This window comes from Ruegeria sp. BHSA118 (genome assembly GCF_059613405.1).
Map to the genome: position 1 here is coordinate 1 of NZ_JBXWSM010000042.1, position 25,096 is coordinate 25,096.

At 58.4% G+C, this 25,096-nt stretch carries 22 protein-coding genes and 1 tRNA gene; 15 read left to right on the forward strand and 8 right to left on the reverse strand.

All coding sequences use genetic code 11. The features are described from left to right. From AC2FNN_RS13495 to AC2FNN_RS13530, 8 genes are all read left to right on the forward strand, one after another. Positions 1 to 669 (forward strand): nitroreductase, encoded by a 669-nt coding sequence (locus tag AC2FNN_RS13495; protein ID WP_496759067.1) that lies wholly within the window; start codon positions 1 to 3, stop codon positions 667 to 669. 43 nt (positions 670 to 712) lie between these two features. After that, positions 713 to 1,150: a D-aminoacyl-tRNA deacylase gene (gene dtd / locus AC2FNN_RS13500; protein WP_496759068.1), complete on the forward strand. Its 438-nt coding sequence runs from the start codon at positions 713 to 715 to the stop codon at positions 1,148 to 1,150. Beyond that, positions 1,150 to 2,253, forward strand: a complete 1,104-nt coding sequence (locus tag AC2FNN_RS13505; protein ID WP_496759069.1) for a DUF4147 domain-containing protein — start codon at positions 1,150 to 1,152, stop codon at positions 2,251 to 2,253. The genes dtd and AC2FNN_RS13505 overlap by 1 nt, the downstream gene beginning before the upstream one ends. A gap of 239 nt (positions 2,254 to 2,492) precedes the next feature. Beyond that, positions 2,493 to 4,079: an ABC transporter substrate-binding protein gene (locus tag AC2FNN_RS13510; RefSeq protein ID WP_496759070.1), complete on the forward strand. Its 1,587-nt coding sequence runs from the start codon at positions 2,493 to 2,495 to the stop codon at positions 4,077 to 4,079. A gap of 15 nt (positions 4,080 to 4,094) precedes the next feature. Next, the gene (locus AC2FNN_RS13515; protein WP_496759071.1) at positions 4,095 to 5,051 is read left to right on the forward strand and encodes an ABC transporter permease; all 957 of its coding nucleotides are present in this window, start codon (positions 4,095 to 4,097) and stop codon (positions 5,049 to 5,051) included. Continuing rightward, on the forward strand, positions 5,048 to 5,863 hold the full coding sequence (locus tag AC2FNN_RS13520) for an ABC transporter permease (protein WP_171329524.1): 816 nt from the start codon (positions 5,048 to 5,050) through the stop codon (positions 5,861 to 5,863). The genes AC2FNN_RS13515 and AC2FNN_RS13520 overlap by 4 nt, the downstream gene beginning before the upstream one ends. Further along, the gene (locus tag AC2FNN_RS13525; RefSeq protein WP_152458795.1) at positions 5,860 to 7,497 is read left to right on the forward strand and encodes an ABC transporter ATP-binding protein; all 1,638 of its coding nucleotides are present in this window, start codon (positions 5,860 to 5,862) and stop codon (positions 7,495 to 7,497) included. Before AC2FNN_RS13520 ends, AC2FNN_RS13525 begins: the two co-directional genes overlap by 4 nt. A 154-nt stretch (positions 7,498 to 7,651) precedes the next feature. Continuing rightward, positions 7,652 to 8,488, forward strand: a complete 837-nt coding sequence (locus tag AC2FNN_RS13530) for an alkaline phosphatase family protein (RefSeq protein ID WP_496759072.1) — start codon at positions 7,652 to 7,654, stop codon at positions 8,486 to 8,488. 23 nt (positions 8,489 to 8,511) lie between these two features. On the opposite strand, the gene AC2FNN_RS13535 is transcribed toward AC2FNN_RS13530, so the two are convergent. The 6 genes from AC2FNN_RS13535 to AC2FNN_RS13560 all read right to left on the reverse strand — a co-directional run bounded on the left by AC2FNN_RS13535 (position 8,512) and on the right by AC2FNN_RS13560 (position 15,389). Continuing rightward, on the reverse strand, positions 8,512 to 9,315 hold the full coding sequence (locus tag AC2FNN_RS13535) for a class I SAM-dependent methyltransferase (RefSeq protein ID WP_496759073.1): 804 nt from the start codon (positions 9,313 to 9,315) through the stop codon (positions 8,512 to 8,514). 98 nt (positions 9,316 to 9,413) lie between these two features. Beyond that, the gene (locus AC2FNN_RS13540; RefSeq protein WP_496759074.1) at positions 9,414 to 10,337 is read right to left on the reverse strand and encodes an alpha/beta hydrolase; all 924 of its coding nucleotides are present in this window, start codon (positions 10,335 to 10,337) and stop codon (positions 9,414 to 9,416) included. Between the two features lie 12 nt (positions 10,338 to 10,349). Beyond that, positions 10,350 to 12,239: an acyl-CoA synthetase gene (locus tag AC2FNN_RS13545; protein WP_496759075.1), complete on the reverse strand. Its 1,890-nt coding sequence runs from the start codon at positions 12,237 to 12,239 to the stop codon at positions 10,350 to 10,352. A gap of 160 nt (positions 12,240 to 12,399) precedes the next feature. Further along, positions 12,400 to 14,220, reverse strand: a complete 1,821-nt coding sequence (locus AC2FNN_RS13550; protein ID WP_496759076.1) for an ABC transporter transmembrane domain-containing protein — start codon at positions 14,218 to 14,220, stop codon at positions 12,400 to 12,402. 129 nt (positions 14,221 to 14,349) lie between these two features. Further along, positions 14,350 to 14,423 (reverse strand) — tRNA-Gly (locus tag AC2FNN_RS13555). Between the two features lie 93 nt (positions 14,424 to 14,516). After that, on the reverse strand, positions 14,517 to 15,389 hold the full coding sequence (locus AC2FNN_RS13560) for a MurR/RpiR family transcriptional regulator (protein WP_171114706.1): 873 nt from the start codon (positions 15,387 to 15,389) through the stop codon (positions 14,517 to 14,519). A 127-nt stretch (positions 15,390 to 15,516) separates the two neighbouring features. On the opposite strand from AC2FNN_RS13560, the gene AC2FNN_RS13565 reads away from it, so the two are divergent. From AC2FNN_RS13565 to AC2FNN_RS13595, 7 genes are all read left to right on the forward strand, one after another. Then, a complete protein-coding gene (locus tag AC2FNN_RS13565; RefSeq protein WP_496759077.1) occupies positions 15,517 to 16,278 on the forward strand; it encodes an N-formylglutamate amidohydrolase in 762 nt (253 codons plus the stop codon). Between the two features lie 16 nt (positions 16,279 to 16,294). Then, positions 16,295 to 16,813 (forward strand): TRAP transporter small permease subunit, encoded by a 519-nt coding sequence (locus AC2FNN_RS13570; protein ID WP_496759078.1) that lies wholly within the window; start codon positions 16,295 to 16,297, stop codon positions 16,811 to 16,813. After that, positions 16,813 to 18,138, forward strand: coding sequence for a TRAP transporter large permease (locus AC2FNN_RS13575; RefSeq protein WP_496759079.1), 1,326 nt, complete (start codon positions 16,813 to 16,815; stop codon positions 18,136 to 18,138). The genes AC2FNN_RS13570 and AC2FNN_RS13575 overlap by 1 nt, the downstream gene beginning before the upstream one ends. A 67-nt stretch (positions 18,139 to 18,205) precedes the next feature. Further along, complete coding sequence (locus tag AC2FNN_RS13580) at positions 18,206 to 19,237, forward strand: TRAP transporter substrate-binding protein (protein ID WP_496759080.1); 1,032 nt, start codon at positions 18,206 to 18,208, stop codon at positions 19,235 to 19,237. A 90-nt stretch (positions 19,238 to 19,327) separates the two neighbouring features. After that, positions 19,328 to 20,680: a glutamine synthetase family protein gene (locus AC2FNN_RS13585; protein WP_496759081.1), complete on the forward strand. Its 1,353-nt coding sequence runs from the start codon at positions 19,328 to 19,330 to the stop codon at positions 20,678 to 20,680. A 93-nt stretch (positions 20,681 to 20,773) separates the two neighbouring features. Next, positions 20,774 to 22,156 (forward strand): aldehyde dehydrogenase family protein, encoded by a 1,383-nt coding sequence (locus AC2FNN_RS13590; protein WP_496759082.1) that lies wholly within the window; start codon positions 20,774 to 20,776, stop codon positions 22,154 to 22,156. A gap of 67 nt (positions 22,157 to 22,223) precedes the next feature. Further along, positions 22,224 to 23,369 carry an iron-containing alcohol dehydrogenase gene (locus AC2FNN_RS13595; protein ID WP_496759083.1) on the forward strand — a complete coding sequence of 382 codons (1,146 nt, stop codon included), beginning with the start codon at positions 22,224 to 22,226 and terminating at the stop codon, positions 23,367 to 23,369. A gap of 59 nt (positions 23,370 to 23,428) precedes the next feature. On the opposite strand, the gene AC2FNN_RS13600 is transcribed toward AC2FNN_RS13595, so the two are convergent. Continuing rightward, positions 23,429 to 24,661 carry an HlyD family secretion protein gene (locus AC2FNN_RS13600; RefSeq protein WP_496759084.1) on the reverse strand — a complete coding sequence of 411 codons (1,233 nt, stop codon included), beginning with the start codon at positions 24,659 to 24,661 and terminating at the stop codon, positions 23,429 to 23,431. Beyond that, on the reverse strand, positions 24,658 to 25,086 hold the full coding sequence (locus AC2FNN_RS13605; protein ID WP_496759085.1) for a hypothetical protein: 429 nt from the start codon (positions 25,084 to 25,086) through the stop codon (positions 24,658 to 24,660). The genes AC2FNN_RS13600 and AC2FNN_RS13605 overlap by 4 nt, the downstream gene beginning before the upstream one ends. Positions 25,087 to 25,096 lie beyond the last annotated feature (10 nt).

The following is a 25,096-nucleotide window of genomic DNA, read 5'->3' on the forward strand; positions in this document are numbered from 1 at the left end:
GTGACCCTGGCCGACCTGAACACGCTTCTGACCGCGCGCCATTCCTGTCGCGCCTTTCGGCCCGACCCGGTACCACGTGGTGACATCGAACGGATCGTGACCAGCGCGTCCCGGGTGCCAAGCTGGTGCAATGCACAACCTTGGCAATTGGTCATCACCAGAAAAGACGAAACCGACAGGTTCCGCGACGCGATGTCAAACGAAGCCAGGAACGGCACGCCGGCCCCCGATCTTCCTTTTCCCGTTTCCTACTCCGGCGTGTATCAAGACCGCCGTCGGACGTGCGGCTGGGCACTCTACGGCGCGGTTGGCGTAGAACGGGGGGACCGTGAAGGATCGGCGCAGCAAATGATGCAGAACTTCGCCCTCTTTAACGCACCACATTGTGCCATCCTCTCAAGCCCGGCAGAGCTGGGACCTTATGGCGCAATGGATTGCGGCGGCTTTGTCACGGCTTTTGCGCTCGCCGCTCAGGCTTTGGGCGTGGCAACCATCCCGCAAGCGGCATTGGCGGCATACAGCCCATTTTTGCATCAATATTTTCAGATCCCAGATGACCGGCTGATCCTGTGTGCAATTTCCTTTGGCTATTCGGATATGGATCATCCTGCAAACAGCTTCCGCACGGAACGCGCGGCATTGGGTGACTTTGTGGACTGGCGCGGCTAAACCGTCGCTCAGGCAGGCTCAACGTTTTTGGGGGAGGAACCAAGTGCGCGCATTGCTGCAAAGGGTGACACAGGCCAAAGTGTCGGTCGAAGGCACCGTCATCGGCACAACTGGCCACGGGCTCATGATTCTTGTCTGCGCCATGCAGGGTGACAGCAAGGCACAGGCAGAAAAACTGGCCGAGAAAACTGCAAAACTGCGGATTTTCAAGGACGACGCCGGCAAGATGAACCGCTCGCTTCTGGATGTTGAAGGCTCTGCTTTAGTGGTCAGCCAGTTCACATTGGCGGCGGACACTTCCAGCGGCAATCGCCCCGGATTTTCAAACGCAGCCCCGCCCGAGCTGGGAGAGCAGTTGTACAAGGTCTTTGCAGAGCACCTTGCCGCCCAGGGTGTCGCGGTGGAAACCGGACAGTTCGGCGCGGACATGGCCGTTGAGCTTGTAAATGACGGGCCGGTCACGATCTGGGTGGAGAATTGATGGATATTGAAAAACAAGCTGTCAGGTTGTGGCAGGCCGGTGTTGATGCCGTCGGCGGGTATAAGGCCACTCTGGCCGCCTTGCCTGATGTCCCGAAACCAGACCGTATTATGGCCGTAGGCAAACCCGCCGCAGCCATGGCGCGGGCTGCGCTGGAACAGTTCGGCGCCATCCCCACGCTTGTGGTCACCAAAGACGGGCATGGCCACGACCTGCCGGCCGGGGTCGAGGTGATCGAAGCGTCACACCCCGTTCCGGACGACCGCAGCCTGGCGGGCGGGCGGGCGCTGCGCCTGGCCATGGAACAGATGGGGCCCGGATCACATGTTCTGCTGCTGGTCTCGGGCGGCGCGTCATCCCTGGCCGAGGACCTGCTTCCCGGAACATCGCTGGCGGACCTCGAGGCGTTGAACTGCGAACTGCTGTCCAAAGGGCTGGATATCCGCGCCATGAATGCCGAGCGGCGCAAGCTGTCGCGTATCAAGGGCGGCGGTCTGCTGTCCCATTTCGCCGGAGACCGCGCCACTGTTCTGGCGATTTCGGATGTGCCCGGAGACGATCTGAACGTCATCGGTTCGGGAATCGGAGCATTGCCCGACAATCATTCCTTTGCCGCCACCACCCGGATCGTTGCTTCGAACGCGCATGCCCGCAATGCCGCTGCCAAAGCAGCGGAAACAATGGGGCTGAGGGTCTTGACCAATGATGAGGCCCTGCACGACGACTATTTGCAGGTCGCGGCGCGTCTTGGGCCCATGCTGCGTGGAATGGATAAGGGCGTGATGATCTTTGGCGGAGAACCGACCGTGGTCTTGCCTGATAACCCGGGACGTGGCGGCAGAAATCAGGCCCTTGCGCTTGCTTTGGCAAAAGAGCTCGCGGGGCAGACGGATCTTGCGGTGATCGTGGGCGGCACCGACGGCACGGATGGCCCGACAAATGCGGCGGGTGGAATCATTACAGGAACGACTTGGGGTGATGGCGCCGAACGCGCTCTTCACAAAGCCGACAGCGGATCATTCCTGGAAAAAGCGCACGGCCTGCTGACAACCGGACCAACCGGCACCAATGTCATGGACCTGGTTGTCGCGATACGTGGATGATTTGACGCTTATCATGACGCTTTGGCCCGCAATCGACCGGAAACTACCCCGGAAATGCAGACTGTACCTGAACACCCACTCAGCAATTGCCGCACACCGGACAACAAAACGAGGGCTTCGGCCTTCGGTATTTAAGAGAAATAACCTTGCCCGGTCCGCGGAAATAAGCCAACGTTGACTCATGCGTCAACAAAAAGCCCCCCAAGGGGCCGGAACCACTCAATAGGGAGAACACTCATATGAACGAACAAATCACGCATATGGCCGGTCAGGTCACAGCCGGAAAGATGACACGCCGCGAGTTCATGGGGAAAGCCGCGGCCCTGGGCGTTTCGGCTGCCGTGGCCAGCACGATGTTCGCGGACGCAGCACGCGCAGCAGGCCCGAAAAAGGGTGGTGATCTGAAGTTCGGTCTGCAAGGCGGTGAGTCGACCAACTCGCTGGATCCGGCGACCTATGCCAGCTCGGTTCCGTTCCAGAACGGCAAGCAGTTTGGCGACCAGCTTGTAGAAGTTGCACCCGATGGGTCCATCGAACCGCGCCTGGCGGAAAGCGTCGAAGGCAGCGCGGATGCCAAAGTCTGGACCTTCAAACTGCGTCAGGGTGTCGAATTCCACAACGGCAAGACCATGACCAGCGAGGACGTGCTGAAGACAATGCAGCGCCACTCGAACGAAGACTCGAAGTCTGGTGCTCTGGGCATCATGAAGGGCATCGAGTCAATGAAAGCCGATGGCGACAATTTCCAGGTCACTCTGTCCGAGCCAAACGCTGACCTTCCGTATCTGATGGCCGACTACCACCTTATCATTCAGCCCGATGGCGGCATGGACAATCCCGGAGCAGGTATCGGAACCGGACCGTACAAGGTGGAAGTGGACGAACCCGGCGTGCGCCACCTGTTCACGAAATACGAGAACCACTGGAACTCTGATTTTGGCAACTTCGACAGCGTTGAAGTCGTGGTTATCAATGACGCAACCGCGCGTACCGCTGCATTGCAATCGGGTCAGGTCCACGCCATCAACCGGGTTGAACCAAAGGTCGCGGATCTGCTGGGGCGCGCACCCAATCTGACCGTGCATTCGACCGCTGGCCGTGGCCACTATGTCTTTATCATGCACTGCGATACCGCGCCGTTTGACAACAACGAACTGCGGACGGCCCTGAAATATGCCATCAACCGTGCGGATCTGGTCGACAAAGTTCTGCGCGGCTATGGCTCGATCGGTAACGACATGCCGATCAACGCAGCCTATCCACTGTTTGATGAGACCATCGAACAGCGCGAGTTCAGCGTGGAAAAAGCCGCCGAGCACTACAAGAAGTCCGGTCATGACGGCTCGCCGATTATCCTTCGTGTTGCAGATGGTGCCTTCCCGGGCGCCGTAGATGCCGCAGCCCTGTTCCAACAGACAGCGGCCCAGGCTGGAATTCCGCTGGAAATCAAGCGCGAGCCGAATGATGGCTACTGGTCCGAGGTTTGGAACGTGCAGCCCTTCTGTGCCTCTTACTGGGGCGGTCGTCCGGTGCAGGACCAGATGTACTCGACCGCGTATCTGTCGACGGCGGACTGGAACGACACACGGTTCAAAGTTCAGGCATTTGACGACCTGCTGTTCTCGGCTCGTGCAGAGCTGGATGTCGAGAAACGCAAGGGCATCTATAGCCAGATGGGTCGCATGGTCCGTGATGAAGGCGGTCTGATTTGCCCGATGTTCAACGATTTTGTCGAAGGTGTCAGCAACCAACTGGATGGTTGGGAAAGCGACCCGACGCAGGAGATGATGAACGGCAACATGTCCCGCAAAATGTGGTTCGTCTGATACGGGCATCGGATAATGCATCCTATCATAAAACTGGTTTCCCAGCGCCTCGCGCTGGGACTTCTATTGCTGTTCGGCGCTTCGGCCTTGATATTTGGCCTGACCGAAGCTCTTCCCGGAGACGCCGCGCAAGCCGTCCTGGGGCAGTCCGCAACCCCCGAGGCCCTGGCCAACCTTCGCGAAGAAATGGGTCTGGATCGCCCGGCCCTGACCCGTTATTTTGAATGGCTGGGCGGCATCGTTCAGGGCGACCTTGGCCAATCGCTGACCAACAAGCTTGATATTGCCGAGAGCATCGGAAAACGCCTCGGGAACACGTTGTTCCTGGCTTGTGTCGCGGCAATCGTATCCGTCCCGCTTGCGATCTTTCTGGGTCTGCTGGCTGTCCGGTTCCGCAATCGCTGGCCCGACAAACTGATTTCCGCCGTCACGCTGACAACGGTTTCCATCCCCGAGTTCCTGATCGGATACGTCGTGATCTACTACATCTCAGTCAAATTGGGATGGTTTTCCTCGCTTGCGATGATCAACGAATCGATGTCGTTCTGGCAAAAGCTGAACGCGATTGCACTGCCTGCCTTCGTTCTGACACTGGTGGTCCTTGCGCAGATGATGCGGATGACCCGCGCTGCAATTCTGAACCTCATGCAATCAGCTTACATCGAAACGGCCGAACTCAAGGGCCTGAGCACATTTCAGGTCATCGCACGACACGCCTTTCCCAACGCAATCTCACCCATTGTCAACGTTGTCATGCTGAACCTCGCCTACCTCGTTGTTGGCGTCGTCGTGGTCGAAGTCGTGTTCGTCTATCCCGGCATGGGGCAGTACCTTGTGGACGCCGTGACCAAACGTGACGTGCCGGTTGTTCTGGCCTGCGGCGTGGTGTTCGCGGCTGTTTACATCGGCCTGAACATGGTCGCGGATATCGTCTCGATCCTCGCCAACCCAAGACTGAGGCATCCGAAATGAAAAACATCCCTATTTCGGCTCTGATTGGCCTTATGTTCACCGGCGCCTATTTCTTCGTGGCCATTGCTGCCCCGTTGATCGCGCCTTACGGGATGGCAGAAGTGGTCGGCGATGTATGGGAGCCGGCCAGCGCCGAGCACCTGCTGGGCACCGACAATATCGGCCGCGACCTGCTGACCCGCATGATCTATGGCGGTCGCACGACGATCTTCATTGCCGCCGCCGCGACATTGCTCAGCTTCTTGACCGGTACATCGCTTGGTCTTCTGGCCGCCGTTCTGGGCGGCTGGGCGGATCAGGCCCTCAGCCGGACGGTCGATCTGATCATGTCGATCCCTACCCTGATCCTTGCGCTGGTCATTCTGGCCATCGTTCCGGTCACTGTTCCGATCCTGATCCTTGTCATGGGTCTTCTGGATGCGACACGCCCCTATCGCCTTTCGCGGTCCGTCGCCGTGGACATCAACGTGATGGATTATGTCGAAGCCGCGAAACTGCGTGGTGAGGGGCGGACGTGGATCATCTTCCGGGAAATCCTGCCGAACGCATTGTCACCGTTGGTGGCCGAGTTCGGCCTGCGGTTCATCTTCATGGTGCTGTTCATCTCTACCCTGTCCTTCCTGGGTCTCGGCGTTCAACCGCCGCTGGCTGACTGGGGTGGCATCGTGAAGGAAAACAAGGACGGCATCGTGTATGGCATTGGCGCGGCCCTGTACCCCGCCGTGGCCATCGCGACGCTCGCAATCTCGGTCAACCTTGTGGCTGACTGGATCCTGAACCGAACCACATCGCTGAAAGGAGGTCGGGGATGAGTGATACCCTTCTCAAGGTCCGTGACCTCAAGATCGGTGCGACCGTTTACCCACCGGGTGAGAAACCCCATGACATCGAAATCGTGCACGGGGTCAGCTTTGACCTCGAGCGCGGCAAGGTATTGGGTCTGATCGGTGAATCCGGCGCTGGGAAATCCACCATTGGTCTTGCCTCGATGGCCTATGGCCGGGGTGGCGTCGAAATCACCGGCGGTGAGGTCTGGGTCAATGGGCGCGACATCCTGAAATCATCGCATGGCGATATTCGGAATCTGCGCGGTGGCGAGGTTGCCTATGTCTCGCAATCTGCCGCCGCGTCGTTCAACCCGGCCAAGAAGATCATGGATCAGGTTGTCGAAGCGGCTGTCGAGCACAAGAAGTTTTCGCGCAAAGAGGCCGAGGCCCGCGCGCGTGAGCTGTTCGCAAAGCTGGGCTTGCCAGACCCTGACAACATCGGCAACCGTTATCCGCACCAGGTTTCGGGCGGTCAGTTGCAGCGTTGCATGACCGCACTGGCACTGTGTCCTGAACCCGATCTGGTGGTGTTCGACGAACCGACCACGGCGCTGGATGTGACCACCCAGATCGATGTTCTTATGGCGATCAAGGATGCCATACGCGATACCGGCGTTGCCGCTTTGTACATCACGCATGACCTGGCGGTTGTTGCGCAGGTCAGCGACGATATCATGGTTTTGCGGATGGGTGACACAGTCGAATACGGCAGCACCGATCAGATCATCAACAACCCGCAGGAAGAATATACTCAGGCTTTGGTCTCGGTGCGTTCGATCGAGCACGAAGAAAAGCAGCCCACACCGGAACCGCTGCTTACCGTTGACGGGATCACCGCGCGCTACAAGGGGCTGAACTTCGACGTGCTGCATAACGTCAATGTCGAGCTTCATCCGGGGCAGACGCTGGCGGTCGTGGGCGAATCCGGTTCGGGCAAATCCACGCTGGCCCGGGTGATCACCGGCCTGTTGCCGCCGCGCGATGGCGAGATCCGTTTTGCCGGTCGCACGCTGTCTCCGGACCTTGCGGGGCGTTCTCGCGAGGATCTGCGCGAGTTGCAGATGATCTATCAGATGGCAGACGTGGCAATGAACCCACGCCAGACCGTCGGCACCATCATCGGCCGCCCGTTGGAATTCTATTTCAACATGCGTGGCGCTGAAAAGCGCAAGCGGATCATCGAGCTGTTGGATGAGATCGAGTTGGGCGAAAAATTCATCGACCGCTATCCTGCGGAACTGTCCGGGGGTCAGAAACAGCGTGTCTGTATCGCGCGGTCACTGGCGGCCAAGCCCAAGATGATCATCTGTGACGAGGTCACTTCGGCACTGGATCCGCTGGTGGCGGACGGGATCCTCAAACTGCTGCTGGACCTGCAAAAGATCGAAGATGTGGCCTATCTGTTCATCACCCATGATCTGGCGACGGTCCGCGCGATCAGCGACAGCATCGCTGTGATGTATCAGGGTCGCGTGGCCCGTTATGGCTCGAAGAGCCAGGTGCTGAGCCCGCCCTTCGACGATTATACCGACCTGCTGCTCAGTTCGGTGCCTGAAATGCATCTGGGCTGGTTGGAAGAGGTTGTCGCCCATCGCAAGATGGAAAGCGCCGGCAACTGATCCGGTTCGTGACATTTCGATGAAGGTTTGAAATCCCGGCACTTTGTTTGAAGACAGGTGTCGGGATTTTGCCATTGGCGGCGCAAAGTGGCAGCCCGAAGACGTCGAATCTCTTAGGGTCGCCGGAACGCAATATTTCTCAAAGGGCCTCGACATGGACCGCAAGCTTCTCCTTATCATTCTGGACGGTGTCCCCTATCGCAACTTTCGCCGCCTGTTCGGTAATCTCGAAGGCTGGGTCGACAGCGGTGAAGCACGCGTCTGGAAACTGCGTGCCGTGCTGCCCTCGACATCGGCCAGTTGCTATGCGTCGATCCACACAGGCGTAACGCCGCAAGAGCATGGCTGTACCGGAAATGGAAACGTCTTCCGGCTGAGCCACAGGGACGTGTTCAGTCAGGTGCGTGAAGCCGGTGGTGTGACGGGTGCGGTGACACACAGCTATTGGTCGCAGTTCTTCAACCGTCATCCCTTCGATTACGTCCGCGACATCGAATATGACGAGCCCGAAAGCGCGACGATCAACCATGGCCGTTTTCACAGCATGACGGGCTATGGCAAAGCCAACCAGATGACGCCATCCGATGTCGACCTGTATGCCACTCTGACCAATCTGTGCCTGCGTTTCGGGCTGGACTATGGCATTCTGCACACCTGCACGCTGGACAGTATGGGCCACCGTTTCTTCCATGATTGTGAAGAAATGGATCACGCTTGCTTTGTCGCCGACGAGATGCTGGCCCCTTTCATCCCCCGCTGGCGCCAGTTGGGATATGAAGTGATCGTCACCGCGGATCACGGGCAGGACGAGCGTGGGCACCACGGCGGGCGCGGCCCGCTGCAACAGGAAACGGCGCTGTATTATTTCGGCGACGCCGAAGGGCCGGACTCCGATACCGTCATAAGCCAGTTGCAATTGGCCCCGACCATCCTGAGCCGAATGGGCGCCCCCATCGCAGAGACAATGAAGGCCGAACCGTTTCTGAAGTAATGGGCACGCAGCTTCGGGGCCGCTTATGCGGCCTTCGCGGCCACCACTGTCGCAAACACCTGATATCCATAAAGTGACCCGTTTCGAGCACGTCTTTCGTGCTCGGCCACAAGCCCCTCTGCCAGTTCTTTTCCGATATCACCCCGCTCGTACATTTGCTTTGTGGTCAGGTCGACCCAAGGCAACATCTGCTCGGGTGTTGAGACAACTCTGCTTTGCACGTCAAAATGTTTCACGGAAAGTCCCGCATCGGAAATCATTGACCTGAGTTTTGCGACGACAAAAGGATCGGTCACAAACTCGCGTACAAATTCCTTTGCACACATATCCAGTGGATCATTCGGAAAGGCGCTGAAGGTCGCTTTTGAGAAATCAGCGTCACAGACAATCAAGATCCCATCGGGTTTCAGCACTCTGAAGGCCTCGGAAACCAACGATTTGGGGTCTTCTACATGCGTGAGCACCGTGTGCATGATAACCGCATCGACGGCATCATCCTCCAGCGGAAGCGCGGCACCGTCGGCAACCTTGAAAGTCAGGTTCGAATGCTCTTTGGCCCGAGTGTTGGCTTCCGAGACAAATCCTTGCGAAGGCTCGAAACCTATGACGTTCGCCGGGTGGCAGTGTGATGCGATGCGGCGTGTAACGGCGCCTGCACCGGCACCAACCTCGACAACCGTCGATGCATCTGAGACGTTCAGATGTCCCAGATAGGCGGCAACGATCTGTTCCATCGTCGGGTCCGCTTGCCGCTGGTCCATCGAATCCGCAAACAGCTTGATGAATTCAGGCCCTGCGGCATCGACGTTTTGAAAGGGGTCGGCCATAAGGTAAGATCTCCTCGGAAAATTTGACAGAGCTTACCACAGTCGGCCGGTTTTCGGCATACAGGCCCCAAAAGGACCAGAGCCATCAAATCACTGCATCAGTCGTAGGACCAGATCCCCTGCCCCAGCGCTTCTATCGCAACCGAGATACGTTCAAAACTGTCGGCCGCACGTTTTACCGCGGTTCGTGCGCGCAGATACCCGTGCACAAGACCAAACTCATTGATCCAGTGGGCCTGCCCGCCCGCCGCATTGATCCGACCGCAATAAACCTGCCCATCGTCACGCAGCGGATCGCAATCAGCCGTTACCACCACGGTCGGCGGCAGGTTGGAAAAGTCACTGTCCTGCAACGGCGCATAGGTCGGATCGCCCTGGGGCGGATCGCCTGCGCATCGGACGGTTTCATAGAACTTGATTTCGTCCAAAGTCAGCAAGGGGGCCTGGGCATGTTCCTGGTAGGACCCCTGAGTGCGGTCCCCACCGAGGCCCGGATAGATCAGCACCTGCCCCAGGATCCCATCCAAACGCCCGCGCGCGTAGTGGGATACGGCAGCAGCCAGATTTCCACCGGCGCTGTCACCGGCTAAAATCAAAGGGTCTCCGAATTCGCTTGCGGCCCAGTTCGCAGCGGTCCAACAGTCATCAAACTGTGCTGGGTGCACATGTTCAGGACACAGCCGGTAATCGACGGCAACGACCCGGTACCCGGTTTGGGCGCATAATTCAGCGCAAACGTCATCATGACTTTCCAGACCACCAACAACGAAACCGCCACCATGAAAATAGATGACGGTTCGGGTTGGTTGCCCGGCAGAGTAAATTCGAACCTGAACACCATCAGCCCTCCGGTCCTCTGTTTCCATGCCAGCCGGGCGTGGTTGGCGAAAGTCCTGACACATGGTGTCGTAGACACGGCGCTGATCTTCGATCGACAGCTCGACCGCGTCATCGGGATAGCTTTCGGCCGTGCGACGTATGAACGCCCAGGTTTCTTCGTCGATCAGGCGTTCATAGTCCATTGTCCCTCCGGCTTATTCAGACCACTCCCACGGCCGGGTGTATGCTCCCAGCACTTTTGCAACATCGTCTTCCGAAGATCCGTTCGCGTCAAGCTGCGCGACAAGGCCGCGTTTCTTATCATCAATGACAGAAACCACCCGCGCCGCCAATCCGGCATCCTCAAGGGCACCGTTGTAGATACGAGTGATGGCCTGTTTCCGAAGATCAGGCTTGAACACCTTGCCAACGGCCGTTTTGGGCAGTTCATCCAGAATGGTCATGTGCTTGGGTTGCGCTGCGCGTTCATGCACGTGAACCTTGCAGTAATCCATCAGCTCTTTCTCGGTGACAGACGCGCCCTCGACCAGTTCGACAAAGGCGCAGGGAACTTCACCGGAATGCGCGTCCGGCTGGCCGATGGCACCGGCAAAAGCGACGGCCTCGTGACCCAGCAAAGCCTCTTCGATTTCGGCAGGGTCGATGTTGTGGCCGCCACGAATGATCAGGTCCTTCGCGCGACCGGTGATCCACAGATATCCATCTTCGTCGAAGCGCCCCAGATCGCCCGTGCGCAGGTACTTGTCGAAGTGATACAGGTTAACGTTCTTGTCGACCTCGGTATAGGTATTGCCCGCATAGACACCCGGGTTCGAGATGCAGATCTCACCGATTTGATCAGTGTCGCACTCGGTCGGTCCATCTGGCCCATCCTGAAGGATTTTGACATCTGTATAGGGGAACGGAATACCGATCGATCCGATCTTTTTCTCACCATCCACCGGGTTGCACGAAACCAGACACGTGGCCTCTGTCAGACCGTACCCTTCGACAATGGTGACGCCGGTCGCTTCTTCAAAGCGGCGGAACAGTTCCACCGGCAGCGGGGCCGAGCCCGAGAAGGCCGTTTTTACACTTGAGATATCGGCATCGACCGGGCGCTGCATCTTGGCCGAAATCGCGGTTGGCACGGTAATGATAAAGCTCACCTTCCAACGCTCGATCAGCTTCCAGAAATTGTCGAACACTCCGTCGCCGCGATATCCCTGTGGTGTCGGGAAAACCACATGGGCACCGGATGATACGGCCGCCATCACAATCACATGCACCGCAAAAACGTGGAACATGGGCAGCGGGCACATGATGACGTCGTTTTCGTCAAACAGTAGCGTGTTTCCCAACCAGCCGTTGTAGATCAGGCCGGAATACTTGTGCTGCGCCACCTTCGGCATACCCGTGGTACCGCCGGTGTGGAAATAACAGGCGACACGATCTTCCTTGCTGTCTTCAAACGTCAGCGTCGTCGGTTGCTTGGCAAGTTCCGTGTGGAAGTTCTTGTAATCCGCATGGGCAAGCTTTTCCTTGTCGCCCATCTTGGGGCGCAGAAACGGCACCAGCCATGATTTGGGCGGGGTCAGATACCGGTTCAGATCGATTTCCAGAATGGTATTGACCTTGGGTGCGTGGCGCACCGCCTCTTCGACCTTCTGCGCGACATCTGTTTTCGGGAAAGATTTCAGCGTCACCACGACCTTGGCGCCGGTCTCACGCAGGATCGCGGCGATCTGTTCCGGTTCAAGCAAGGGGTTGATCGGGTTCACGATCCCCGCAACCGCGCCGCCCATCATTGTGACCAGTGTCTCGTTGCAGTTAGGCAGCACATAGGCGACAACGTCTTTTTCACCCACACCCAGCGAGCGGAACAGGTTCGCCGCCTGGTTGACCTGGTTCAGAAGTTGCGACCAGGTCAGGGTCTCGGCCTTGTCCTTCGGGCCCGAGAACAGTTGGAAGCTCATGGCATTGTGGTTGGGAAATTTCCCTGCGGTGCGCGACAAAAGCTGATGGAAGGTGACAGGCAAATCCCGATCCTCCCACGGCATTTCCTGTTCCATGCGCTTCTTGTCTTCCAAACCCACAAAGGCCATGTGGTTCCTCCCGTATTATTCTCCCGCGTTTTGCGCAGGCTTGTTGTTCGCAACCAAGATGGAAGCAAATCAAACCTCGCGCAAGCGAGGCCTTAGCCTTCAGGGGGAGTAAAATGTAGAATGACGCTACGGCGAATTCGCAAGTGCCGGAGCGTCACTCTTATTCTGCGGCGACACCATCGGTGAACTGCAACCGTGCAAGGCGTGCATACAGCCCGTCCTGAGACACCAGATCCTCGTGGCGGCCTTGTGCCACGATACGGCCTTCCTCCAGCACAACGATGCGGTCGGCTTTCTTCACGGTTGCCAATCTGTGCGCGACAATCAGCGTCGTGCGGCCGGCGCGCATCTTGTCCACCGCGCCCTGCACTGCGCGTTCGCTTTCCGCATCCAGCGCCGATGTCGCCTCGTCCAGCAGCAGAACCGGCGCGTCGCGCAGGATTGCGCGGGCAATGGCAATACGCTGCTTCTGCCCGCCAGACAGCATAACACCGCGTTCGCCGACAAAGCTGTCATATCCTTGCGGCAAGGCCGCAATGAAATCATGCGCGGCAGCGGCCCGCGCGGCGGCCTCGACTTCTGCATCCGAGGCGTCCAGACGGCCAAAGCGGATGTTTTCCCGCGCGGATGCAGCAAAGATCACAGGATCCTGAGGCACCAGAGCCATGTGGCGGCGGAAATCAGACCGGTTGATGTCGCGCAGATCAAGACCGTCCATCGTCACGCGGCCCGAGTTCGGATCATAGAACCGCTGGATCAGTTGGATCACGGTTGTTTTTCCCGCCCCCGATGGACCGACGAATGCGACCGTCTCGCCGGGTTTCACCAGAAGTGACAGATGATCCAGCGCAACCGTATCGGGCCGTGCGGGATAGCGGAAGCTAACATCTTCAAACCGGATTTCGCCCTGAATGTTCTTGGGCAGCGCTTTGGGATTGGCGGGGTCGGTCACGGTATCTTCTGCATGCAGCAGCTCGACCAGACGTTCGGTGGCCCCTGCGGCACGCTGAAGTTCGCTCCAGATTTCGGACAGGGCAGCGACCGAGCCCGCCATGATGATCGAATAGATGACGAACTGGATCAGAACGCCTTCGGTCATCACGCCATTTCGCACGTCGTTGGCACCCATCCACAGAACGCCCACGATGCCCGAGAAAACCAGGAAGATCACGATCACCGTCAGCACCGCGCGGGTCTGTATGCGGCGCAGCGAGACGCTGTAGGATGTCTCGGTCATCTCACTGAACTGCTGGCGGCTGGCCTGTTCATGAGAAAAGGCCTGAACGGTCTGTACCGCGCCCAATGCCTCACCCGCGTTGCCGGACGAGGCCGCGATCCAGTCCTGATTCTCGCGGCTGATCACGCGCAGTCGGCGACCAAGTACAAGGATCGGCACGATGACCACCGGGATCAGCAACAATACCAGCCCGGTCAGCTTGGCGGATGTCAGCAGCATCAGAACCAGTCCGCCGATGAACATCAGTATGTTTCGCAGGGCAATGGACACGGACGAGCCGAGGACAGATTGGATCAGCGTCGTGTCAGTGGTGATCCGGCTTAGTACCTCACCGGTCATGATTCGCTCATAGAATTCCGGGCTCATGCCGATGACCCGATCAAACACCGCCTTGCGGATATCGGCCACCACCCGTTCGCCCAGACGGGTCACAAGCGCATATCTGATGCCGGTGCCCACGGCCAGAACGGCAGCGATGACCAGCGCGGCCAGAAAATACCAATCCAGAAGCTCTCCATCCTGAATTCGGAAATTGTCGACCACGCGCCGCACCGCCAATGGCAGCGTCAGGGTCATGCTGGCCGTCAGAATCAACGCCAGCGTCGCGCCGATCATCAGAAATTTGTAGGGTTTCATGAACGGCCAAAGCGAGGCCAGAACCCCAATCTTCTTTGAACGTGCGCGTTCCTCGGAGGCACCGGGCGCGGCGGTATGCGTTGGCTTGCTGGCGGCTTGTCTTGCCATGTCTGGCCCTTGTGTCCTGAACCGTACTGAGTGACCGCTTTCTTGGAGGTAGCGGCAGGTATGGTCAAGCATCACAACCGCAATCGGCAGGTCGAAAGGGCCATTTGACGCAGAATTTCAGGGAAGGAGTGGAGCGGGTAGACGGAATCGAACCGACATAGCCTGCTTGGAAGGCAGGGGCTTTACCATTAAGCTATACCCGCAAATGGTGTGCGCTGGTTAAGTCATGCTTTCGGGATCGTCAAGCCGGAAGTGGCAAATTTAGCGGTGCAATTTTTCCGATACTGCCCGGCCCGTCAGTCCTGATTGCGAAATATCCGGGTCGAGGAAAAGAACCGTTCCAGTTCTTCGATCCGCTCCTTGCTTTCTTCCCAACGTGCCTCTTGAACTTCGGCAATCAGCGTTTCCGAGATCAACTGCAAGGCAATGGTCGAATCCCAACTGGATGGCGCCTCGACCAGTGCGTGGAAGGAATAATTGGCGGTCTTTCCGATCGGCGAACCCCATTGGTCCGTAAACAGAACAACAGTGACGCCGCGGCCCGAGGCAACCTGTGCCAGCTTCTCCAGATGCGCCTCGTAACGGCGGATGTCGAAGATCACCAGAACGGATGATTCATCCATGTCCAGAAGGTATTGCGGCCAGACATTCGCCGAATTTCCCAACATCGTCACATTGGGCCGGATGATCTGCATGTGATTGAACAGATAATCCGCGTTTGACCGCGTGATGCGGCCACCAACGACGTAAAGATGGCGCTCTGTCTCGGCCAAAAGACGCGCGACGGCATCGAACATCTCCTTGTCCAGACGTTCCAGCGTGTGGCGCATGTTGGTCCATACTGCCTGGGCAAAGCGCGTTGTCGGATGTTCTGCCTCATCATCCACAACCCAGGCGTCCCGTTTCGAGATCGGCTTCTTGATCTGCGCGGCCACCTCTTCGCGCAGCGCATCCTGCAAGTCGGGGAATCCGTCAAACCCAAGCTTGCGCGCCATGCGAATGACGGTCGGGGTCGAAACCTGCGCCGCGGCGGCCAGCTTGGTGATCGATTGCAAACCGGCCATCGGATAATCCTGCAACAGGACCGAGGCCAATTGACGTTCAGACCGTGTCAGATCGTCCAGCTCATCCTGAATCCGCTGTTTGACAAGTTTGGCAACGGTGGCCATCGGCGCCCTCGTTTCTTGAATTTGTTACAGAATATGTTCGTTTGAAATTTTGTCTACAGAAATTTTCTTGACAGGTGAGAAGTTGCTGTAACAAATGCTACCTATGTGTCACGAGACCGAGTCATCATTGCTACAGCCGACAGAAGCCCCGGCAGCCCGCGTGCTCAACGCGCACGGTCGCGCGCCTGCTGTACTGATATGCGAACATGCAAGCCGGTTTATTCCTGCTGCGCTGGATGGATTGGGGCTGGATGAGGCGGCGGCAAGCTCTCATGCGGCCTGGGACATCGGCGCGCTGGACCTGTCGGTGGAGCTGATGGGTGCTTTGGATGCGCCGCTGGTCCACTCGCGCGTCAGTCGCCTTGTTTATGACTGCAACCGCCCGCCCGAACGCGAAGATGCCATGCCGCAGGTCAGCGAAGTGTTTTCCATTCCCGGAAATAAGAACCTGACAGATGCACAGCGCGCCCAAAGGGTCCGCGACGTCTATGAGCCTTTCAAAACGCTGGTTTCATCCACTTTGGACGAACGGTCCGAACCTCCGGTTGTCATCACGATCCACAGTTTCACGCCTGTCTACAAGGGAACCCCCCGAACGGTAGAGCTGGGGATTCTTCATGACGAAGACGACCGCGCCGCGCAGCTGATGCTGAGCCACGCGGAAAGCTCGGGATTGCGCGTGGCTTTGAACGAACCTTACTCGGCCACGGATGGCGTCACGCACACGTTGCGCGAACACGCGGTCCGGCGCGGCCTTCCAAATGTCATGATCGAAGTTCGAAACAATCTGATCGACACAGCAGAAGGTGTAAACCGCATTGCGGGATTGCTGACGCCAATTCTGCAATCAGTCATCAAAGACTTATCGCACGCAGAGGCGAAACCATGAGAGCAGAGGTATCGGGATGAATTTCATGCGGGGATATGTGGCGGTCATTGACCGCACGAACCGCTGGATCGGACGCGTCGTCATGTACGGCATCTTCGTCATGATGGGCATCCTGCTCTGGTCCTCGATCTCAAAAACCTTTTTCCTGCCATCGCTGTGGACCCTGGAAATGGCCCAGTTCGCAATGGTCGCCTATTACATTCTGGGCGGCCCCTATTCGATTCAGATGGGGTCCAACGTCCGCATGGATCTTCTGTACGGCGAATGGTCCGACCGTCGCCGAGCGTGGACGGATGCGATCACCGTCCTTTTCCTGATCATCTACCTGGGCGTGATAATCTATGGCGGATACGACTCGCTGAGCTATTCGCTGCAATATGGCGAACGCAGCCCGACCGCGTGGCGTCCATACCTGTGGCCAATCAAGGTCATCATGGTCGTGGGTCTGTTCCTGATGTTGCTTCAGGCGATCTCGGAACTGTTCAAAGATATTCTGCGCCTCAGGGGCGATGACATCCCGCGCGAGGTGATCTGATGTCGTACGAGTTGATCGCCATCCTGATGTTTTCGACCATGATGCTGATGCTGCTGACCGGGCAGCGCGTTTTTGGCGCGATTGGCTTTGTCGCCGTGATGGCCGCCCTGTTTCTGTGGGGGGATCGCGGCGGCTATGACATTGGCTTTTCAGCCGCCATGAAGCTGATGAAATGGTACCCGCTGCTGACCCTGCCGATGTTCATCTTCATGGGCTACGTTCTGGCCGAATCCAAAATCGCAGACGATCTGTACAAGATGTTCCACGTCTGGATGGGGGGCCTGAATGGCGGGCTCGCAATAGGCACGATTGGCCTTATGGTGCTGATCTCGGCCATGAACGGGCTGAGTGTCGCAGGCATGGCCATCGGCGCGACCATTGCGCTGCCGGAACTGCTGAAACGCGGCTATGACAAGAAGATGGTGACCGGGGTGATACAAGCCGGATCGTCATTGGGTATCCTAGTGCCGCCCTCTGTCGTGCTGGTTCTTTACGCGATGATCGCGCGCCAGCCTGTCGGGCAGCTCTGGCTTGCCGGGCTGCTTCCCGGGCTGATGATGGCCGCAATGTTCATCCTTTACATCGTGATCCGCTGCCGCATCAACCCGGCCTTGGGGCCCGCCTTGTCAGCCGAGGACCGCGACGTGCCCATGGCAGAGAAACTGCGCCTGTTGCGCGCGGGCCTGCTGCCCTTGGGTATTTTTGCCGCGATGATGGTGCCCTTCGTCAACGGCTGGACCTCGCTGGTCGAAAGCTCGGCCATCGGTGCCTTGACGGCGTTCGCCGCTGCCATCCTCAAGGGTCGTATGACACGTGAGGTTTTCGAGACCTCTGTGCGGTCAACCTTGGGCATCACTTGTATGTTCATGTGGATCATCCTGGCTGCGCTTGCCTTTGGCGCTGTATTCGACGGTTTGGGCGCCGTTCGGGCAATCGAGAACCTGTTTACCGAGCGGCTGGGCCTCAACCCGTGGGTGATCCTGATCTTGATGCAGCTCAGCTTTATTCTGATGGGCACGTTTCTGGACGACACGGCCATGCTGGTGATCGTCGCGCCTTTGTACGTGCCACTCGTGGGCGCAATGGGGTTCGACCTGATCTGGTATGGGGTTCTGTATACGATCACCACCCAGATCGCCTATATGACACCGCCCTTCGGCTACAACCTGTTCCTGATGCGAGCGATGGCGCCGCCAGAGATTTCACTGCGCGACATTTACGGTTCGATCCTGCCCTTCGTGTTGGTGATGACGCTGGCGCTGGCGATCATCATGGCATTCCCGCAGATCGCACTTTGGCTGCCTGAATACATCTACAACAAATGATCCCGGGTCAAACCGGGGCTTCGCGGGCAATTCCCGCAAAATCGAAACTGACCAACGGAGAGAGAGAATGACGAACAGACGTACATTTCTGAAAGGTGCTGCGGCCGCTCCCGCCGCTGCTCTGGCGACGCCTGCACTGGCGCAATCGACCATCAGATGGCGGATGCAGACCTATGCCGGCCCGGCGCTGGCCGAACACGTGATCGACCCGGCCATCAAGATGTTCAACACGATCGCCGGAGACCGGATGCAGATCGAGCTGTTCTATGCCGACCAGCTGGTGCCCACAGGCGAGCTGTTCCGCGCCATGCAGCGCGGCACGATTGATGCCGTTCAGTCGGATGATGACTCGATGGCGTCACCCACCGAGGTCACCGTGTTCGGCGGCTATTTCCCCTTTGCCTCGCGCTATTCGCTGGACGTGCCGGTTCTGTTCAACCAGTACGGGCTGAACGAGATCTGGGACGAGGAATACTCGAAAGTCGGCGTCAAGCACATCTCGGCCGGTGCCTGGGACCCGTGCCACTTTGCAACGAAGGACCCGATCAACAGCCTGGCGGATCTTCAGGGCAAACGTGTGTTTACCTTCCCGACCGCGGGCCGCTTCCTGTCTCAGTTCGGCGTTGTGCCGGTCACCCTGCCCTGGGAAGACATCGAAGTCGCGGTTCAAACCGGCGAGCTGGACGGTATCGCGTGGTCCGGCATCACCGAAGACTACACTGTCGGCTGGGCGGATGTGACCAATTACTTCCTGACCAACAACATCTCGGGCGCCTGGGCCGGTTCGTTCTTTGCCAACATGGATCGCTGGAACGAGCTGCCCGAAGATTTGCAGACACTGTTCCGCGTCTGCACCGATCAGTCCCACTATTATCGTCAGTGGTGGTATTGGGGCGGCGAAGCCAGCCTGCGCGTCAACGGAGACAAGATGCAACTGACGTCGATTCCAGACGACGAGTGGGCAACCGTCGAAGCCGCGGCCGTTGCCTTCTGGGACGAGATCGCAGCCGAATCCGAAACCAAGGCGAAGGTCGTTGAAATCTTCAAACAGTACAACGCCGACATGCTCAAGGCTGGACGGCCCTACCGCTACGGCTAAGAATTGGCCAAGCGACCCGCCCCTTGCATGGGGGCGGGTCTGACAGAACGAATGGCCGATGAAGGAATTCGGCAAAGACAAAGGTGGCACATGCTCACGTTCGAACATCTGAAAACGCAGGTATCCGAAGGTTCGGTTGATACGGTTTTGGTCTGCATGGTGGACATGCAGGGCCGCTTGATGGGCAAACGCTTTCACGCGGGCCATTTCGTGGCAGGCGCATGGGAAGAGACCCATTGCTGCAACTACCTGCTGGCCACCGATCTGGAGATGGCGACACCCGATGGCTATGCCTCGACCAGTTGGGAACGGGGCTATGGCGATTATGTCATGAAACCGGACCTCAGCACCCTGCGCCCGGTGCCCTGGCTTGAAGGCACGGTGATGGTGATGTGTGACGTGCTGGATCATCACACGCACGAGGAAGTGCCGCACGCGCCACGTTCAATCCTGAAAAAACAGGTCAACCGTTTGAAAGCCATGGGCTATGACGCCATGACGGCGACCGAGCTTGAGTTTTTCCTGTTCGAAAAGAGTTTTGACCAGATCCGTAAAGAAGGTTTCCGCGATCTGGAGCCGATCTCGGGCTATAACGAAGACTATCACATCCTTCAGACCACCAAGGAAGAACATGTGATGCGCCCGATCCGCAACCATCTGTGGGATGCGGGCATTCCGGTTGAGAACTCCAAAGGTGAGGCCGAGACCGGACAGGAAGAGCTGAACATCAAATACGCACCCGCGATGGATACAGCCGAGTATCATTCGATCGCCAAGAACGCCGTGAAAGAGATCGCGTGGCAACATGGTCACGCAGCGACTTTCCTGCCGAAATGGCACCATGAGAAAGTCGGCAGTTCGTCCCATGTGCACCAGTCACTGTGGGCGGATGGACAGCCTGCCTTCTATGACGCGGGGGACGATCTGGGCATGTCTGCGCTGATGAAAAGTTATATGGCTGGTTTGCTGAAATATGCCCCTGATTACACCTATTTCATGGCGCCCTACATCAACAGTTACAAACGCTTCATGAAAGGTACCTTCGCGCCGACGCGGATCATCTGGTCCGTGGACAACCGTACCGCCGGGTTCCGCCTGTGCGGTGACGGCACCAAGGCCGTGCGTGTCGAGTGCCGAATTCCAGGGTCGGATATGAACCCCTATCTGGCGATGGCTGGCATGCTGGCTGCAGGGATCGCGGGCATCGAGGAAGGGCTGGATCTGCAACCGCCGACCAAGGGCGACGTTTATCAGGGTGAGACTGCCATGATTCCGGGCAACCTTCGTGCGGCACGGGATGCGCTGCACGGATCGGTCATGTTGCGCGCGGCCATGGGCGATGACGTCGTCGACCACTATTCCCGTGCCGCGGAGGTCGAGATCGAGGAGTTCGAGCGCGTGGTCACGGATTGGGAAATCGCCCGCGGATTCGAGCGGGCGTGAGGTCGGGTCGCGCTGGGGGCTCTGCCCCCAGACCCCCGGGATATTTTGGCCAGATGAAGCAGGTATCCTGTTTCTTTCGGAAATGGAGTGAAAATGGGGCAGATGTTGAAATGTGTCTCGCCGATCGACGGATCGGTTTATGCCGAACGTGAAGTGTTGTCGCGAGAGGCCGCGTTCGGGGCCGCGGCGCGTGCTCGGGCTGCTCAGGCGGAATGGGCAGCTCGTCCGTTGCAGGAGCGGATCGATCTTGTGATGGCGGGTGTGGCCGCCGTTGGCGCCATGAACGATGAGATCGTGCCGGAACTGGCCCATATGATGGGTCGCCCGGTGCGTTATGGCGGCGAGTTCGGTGGATTCAACGAACGCGCAAGCCATATGGCGGAGATTGCCGAGACGTCCCTGGCAGATATCGCGGTCGGCGAGGACGAAACGTTCAAGCGCTACATCAAGCGCATTCCTCATGGGGTGGTCTTTGTGGTGGCGCCCTGGAACTATCCCTACATGACGGCGATCAACACGGTCGCACCGGCGCTTATTGCGGGCAACACGGTCGTCCTGAAACATGCGACACAGACGTTGCTGGTGGGCGAGCGCATGGCGAAGGCGTTCCATTCGGCAGGTGTGCCCGAGGACGTATTCCAGAATGTGTTCCTGAGCCATGACGTGACCAACGACCTGATCGCGGGCAATGCGTTTGATTTCGTGAACTTTACCGGATCAGTCGGCGGCGGTCAGGCGATGGAACGTGCCGCGGCGGGCACGTTTACTGGCGTCGGCACCGAGCTGGGCGGCAAGGACCCCGGCTATGTCATGGACGACGCCGACCTGGATGCCGCGGTCGACACGCTGATTGACGGTGCGATGTTCAACTCGGGCCAGTGTTGTTGCGGAATCGAGCGGATCTATGTTCACGAGAGCCTCTATGATGACTTTGTCGCCAAGGCGGTGGAGATCGTGAAGGGTTACAAGCTGGGCAACCCGCTGGATGCCGAGACAACGATTGGCCCGATGGCCAATGTCCGGTTTGCCGATGAGGTACGAGCCCAGATCGCCGAGGCCGTTGCAGCCGGTGCGGTCACGCATATCGACACCTTCGCTGAAGACGATGGTGGCGCGTACGTGACACCGCAAATCCTGACCAATGTCACCCATGACATGCGCGTGATGCGGGACGAAAGCTTTGGGCCCGTGGTGGGCATCATGAAAGTGTCCTCGGACGAAGAGGCCATCGCATTGATGAATGACAGTGAGTTTGGCCTGACTGCCAGCCTGTGGACCGCTGATGTGGATCGTGCGGCGCGGGTAGGTGACCGGATCGAAACAGGGACCGTGTTCATGAACCGCGCCGATTATCTGGACCCCGGCCTGTGCTGGACGGGCTGCAAGAATACCGGGCGCGGCGGCGGTCTGTCCGTCATCGGATATCACAACCTGACACGTCCCAAATCCTACCACCTCAAAAAGGTAACGGGCTAAGGACGACGGCCTGCTTCGGACCCACCCCCTCGCCGAAGCAGGCCTTATTTTGCAAAGGAAACCTGACATGACACTTGTTGGAAACTGGTCCTATCCGACCGCCATCAAATTCGGAGCCGGGCGCATCAGGGAGTTGCCCGAAGCCTGCGCCGCCGCCGGAATGAAGAGACCATTGCTGGTCACGGACAAGGGGCTGGCCGATCTGCCCATCACCAGCGCGACACTGGATATCATGGAGGCGGCCGGTCTTGGCCGCGGCCTGTTCAGCGATGTGGACCCCAACCCGAACGAGAAGAACCTTGAAGCCGGAGTTGCGGCCTATAACGCAGGTGGCCATGACGGGGTGATCGCCTTTGGCGGCGGCTCTGGGCTGGATCTGGGCAAGATGGTCGCCTTCATGGCCGGTCAAACGCGCCCCGTTTGGGATTTCGAGGATATCGGCGACTGGTGGACACGAGCCGATGCCGACGTTATCGCGCCAATCATTGCCGTTCCGACCACCGCAGGGACAGGATCGGAAGTGGGCCGCGCGAGCGTCATCACCAATTCCGAGACCCATGCCAAGAAGATCATCTTTCATCCCAAGGTTCTGCCAACGGTGGTGATCTGCGACCCGGAGCTGACCGTCGGGATGCCCAAGTTCATCACGGCAGGAACAGGGCTGGACGCCTTCGCGCATTGCGTCGAAGCCTTCTCGAGCCCGCATTATCACCCGATGAGCCAGGGCATCGCGCTGGAGGGTATGCGACTGGTGAAGGAGTATTTGCCACGTGCTTATGCAGACGGCGCCGATATCGAGGCCCGCGCCCAGATGATGAGCGCCGCTGCCATGGGCGCAACGGCTTTCCAGAAGGGCCTTGGCGCGATCCACGCGATGAGCCACCCAATTGGTGCGGTATTCAATACCCATCACGGCACCACGAACGCGGTCTGCATGCCCGCTGTGCTGGACTTCAACGCCCCGGCCATTGCAGACCGGTTTCAGCAAGCTGCGGCATATCTGGGCATCGACGGCGGCTTCGATGGTTTCCGCACCTTCGTGCAGAATTTCAACGACAGCCTTGGCATCCCCCGCACATTGTCCGACTTGGGTGTGACCGAAGCCTCAATCCCAGAGCTTGTCGAAGGGGCGATCATCGATCCTTCATGCGGCGGCAACCCGATTGAGCTGACGAAAGACAACCTGACGCAGCTGTTCAAAGCAGCGCTGTAAAAACCAAAGGGCCCGGCGAAACTTGCCGGGCCCTTCGCGTTCGGATTGCCAAGATCAGATCAATGCCCGGTCAAAACCAGAGTGTTCACCGGCATCAGGATCAAACGCAGGCGCAGACCCGCGGCATGCACCACGCCGATCGTGTCGACCACGTGCAGAAAGGCCGCCTCCCAAAAGCCCAGATCCTCGTGCTCCAACCGCTCGTGGTTGTCTGTGTAGACATTGGCCAGACAATTGCTGCCTGGCGGAATGTCATCGGCCATACCTTTGTACAGCGGCTCCAAATAAACCAGAATCGAGCCCGGATTGTTGTTGGTCTGCACGTCCCGCAATTCGTCCGATGGGCGGATCTGGCCGGACGGGATGACATCCTGCACCTCGACCACCACTGTGGGGATCACGGTGAATGGCTTGGTCATGCAACCCAGTTCACCAATCATGCCCGGCTTGATCACCTGGGCAGACAGCTGGTTGAAAGCGGCCTGAAAACGATCATGCCCTGTGTGCGATGGCACAAGAATGCCCGCGGGGCGCAGCAACGGGCTTACGTAGTCACCGACCTGAAGGCCGAACTGTTCGACCCGCCCTGTGACGCCCGCGGTGATCACCGTCTTGTCCAACTCGGTCTGTGCAGCATCCAGTTGCGCAATGGCACTGGCCAGTTGCGCGGGGATCAGTTCTTCGATCTGCTGCTCAACCGCAGCACGTTTGGATTCCGCTGCAAGAACCTGGGCCTCTCGCTCGGCGACAAGGTTTTCCAGCCTCTCAATCTCGGCCAGCCTTACGGCGCTTGAACCTTCGTCGCGCAAGGTCGTGTTGCGCTCAAGATCCTCCAGAGACTGCGCAAGGGCTGCCTTGGCACCTGCAATTCCAGCTTCCGCCTCGGCCAAATCGGTTTGCGCAACCTTAAGCGAGGCCTGCACCTGTGCAATCTGCGCATTTGCCGCCTGAACCTGGGCAGTCTGGCTGAAATCCTCGATCCGGAAAATCGGTTGACCCGCAGTTACCAGTTCGTTGTTCTTGACGAAAACCTCGGAAACACGGCCGCCCAATTGCGGCAGAATGGTCACCGTCCGGAAATAGGATGCCGCGGTTTTGCTGGCCGGATGGAAGTAAAACAGCGTGGTGATGACGGTCAGCGCCAGAATGGCACAGGTGGTCAAACCCCAACGCAGTTCGTACCACATGGTGAACAAGGTAATCTCGTGACCGATCCGCTTGCCCTGTACAAAACGGCGGAACAGATAGTCGGGCAGCACCGTTATCAGGGCACAGAGCATGGTCTCGATCATGTGGCTTGCTCCTGCGCGTCGCTGGGTTCGGATTCTGGCGATGCCGGCACCGTTGTTTCAGGCACCGGTTCCGGAACAGGTGACCGACCCAGAGAACGAATGGCATCGGCAATGTTTCGAAGCGGGGTGGCGAAATCCGGAAACTGAAACCCTGCCACCAATATCGCGGCAATCCAGAAAAGCCCGTTATGTGTAAACAACGCCAGCAGCGCCAGAATACCCACCAACTGAAATTGCGGGTGATTGTTTTCGTGGGCCATTTTTTCGGGAACCGAATGCAGCGTCAGGTATCCGACACCGATCAGCACCACCAGAACGACAAAGAAAACGACCATGGCGGAGAAAAGGTAATCGCTTCCGTCAGCTGCGACAACGTATCTGGGAATATGCCCCGTGGCCATTGGATGAAGGTCTGCTGCGGTCACCTTACCCTCC

Coding starts and splice junctions, on each gene's coding strand:
- AC2FNN_RS13505 (WP_496759069.1), top strand. CDS start 1,150: ATGGATATTGAAAAACAAGCTGTCAGGTTGTGGCAGGCCGGTGTTGAT.
- AC2FNN_RS13510 (WP_496759070.1), top strand. CDS start 2,493: ATGAACGAACAAATCACGCATATGGCCGGTCAGGTCACAGCCGGAAAG.
- AC2FNN_RS13515 (WP_496759071.1), top strand. CDS start 4,095: ATGCATCCTATCATAAAACTGGTTTCCCAGCGCCTCGCGCTGGGACTT.
- AC2FNN_RS13520 (WP_171329524.1), top strand. CDS start 5,048: ATGAAAAACATCCCTATTTCGGCTCTGATTGGCCTTATGTTCACCGGC.
- AC2FNN_RS13525 (WP_152458795.1), top strand. CDS start 5,860: ATGAGTGATACCCTTCTCAAGGTCCGTGACCTCAAGATCGGTGCGACC.
- AC2FNN_RS13530 (WP_496759072.1), top strand. CDS start 7,652: ATGGACCGCAAGCTTCTCCTTATCATTCTGGACGGTGTCCCCTATCGC.
- AC2FNN_RS13535 (WP_496759073.1), bottom strand. CDS start 9,315: ATGGCCGACCCCTTTCAAAACGTCGATGCCGCAGGGCCTGAATTCATC.
- AC2FNN_RS13540 (WP_496759074.1), bottom strand. CDS start 10,337: ATGGACTATGAACGCCTGATCGACGAAGAAACCTGGGCGTTCATACGT.
- AC2FNN_RS13545 (WP_496759075.1), bottom strand. CDS start 12,239: ATGGCCTTTGTGGGTTTGGAAGACAAGAAGCGCATGGAACAGGAAATG.
- AC2FNN_RS13550 (WP_496759076.1), bottom strand. CDS start 14,220: ATGGCAAGACAAGCCGCCAGCAAGCCAACGCATACCGCCGCGCCCGGT.
- AC2FNN_RS13560 (WP_171114706.1), bottom strand. CDS start 15,389: ATGGCCACCGTTGCCAAACTTGTCAAACAGCGGATTCAGGATGAGCTG.
- AC2FNN_RS13570 (WP_496759078.1), top strand. CDS start 16,295: ATGAATTTCATGCGGGGATATGTGGCGGTCATTGACCGCACGAACCGC.
- AC2FNN_RS13575 (WP_496759079.1), top strand. CDS start 16,813: ATGTCGTACGAGTTGATCGCCATCCTGATGTTTTCGACCATGATGCTG.
- AC2FNN_RS13580 (WP_496759080.1), top strand. CDS start 18,206: ATGACGAACAGACGTACATTTCTGAAAGGTGCTGCGGCCGCTCCCGCC.
- AC2FNN_RS13585 (WP_496759081.1), top strand. CDS start 19,328: ATGCTCACGTTCGAACATCTGAAAACGCAGGTATCCGAAGGTTCGGTT.
- AC2FNN_RS13590 (WP_496759082.1), top strand. CDS start 20,774: ATGGGGCAGATGTTGAAATGTGTCTCGCCGATCGACGGATCGGTTTAT.
- AC2FNN_RS13595 (WP_496759083.1), top strand. CDS start 22,224: ATGACACTTGTTGGAAACTGGTCCTATCCGACCGCCATCAAATTCGGA.
- AC2FNN_RS13600 (WP_496759084.1), bottom strand. CDS start 24,661: ATGATCGAGACCATGCTCTGTGCCCTGATAACGGTGCTGCCCGACTAT.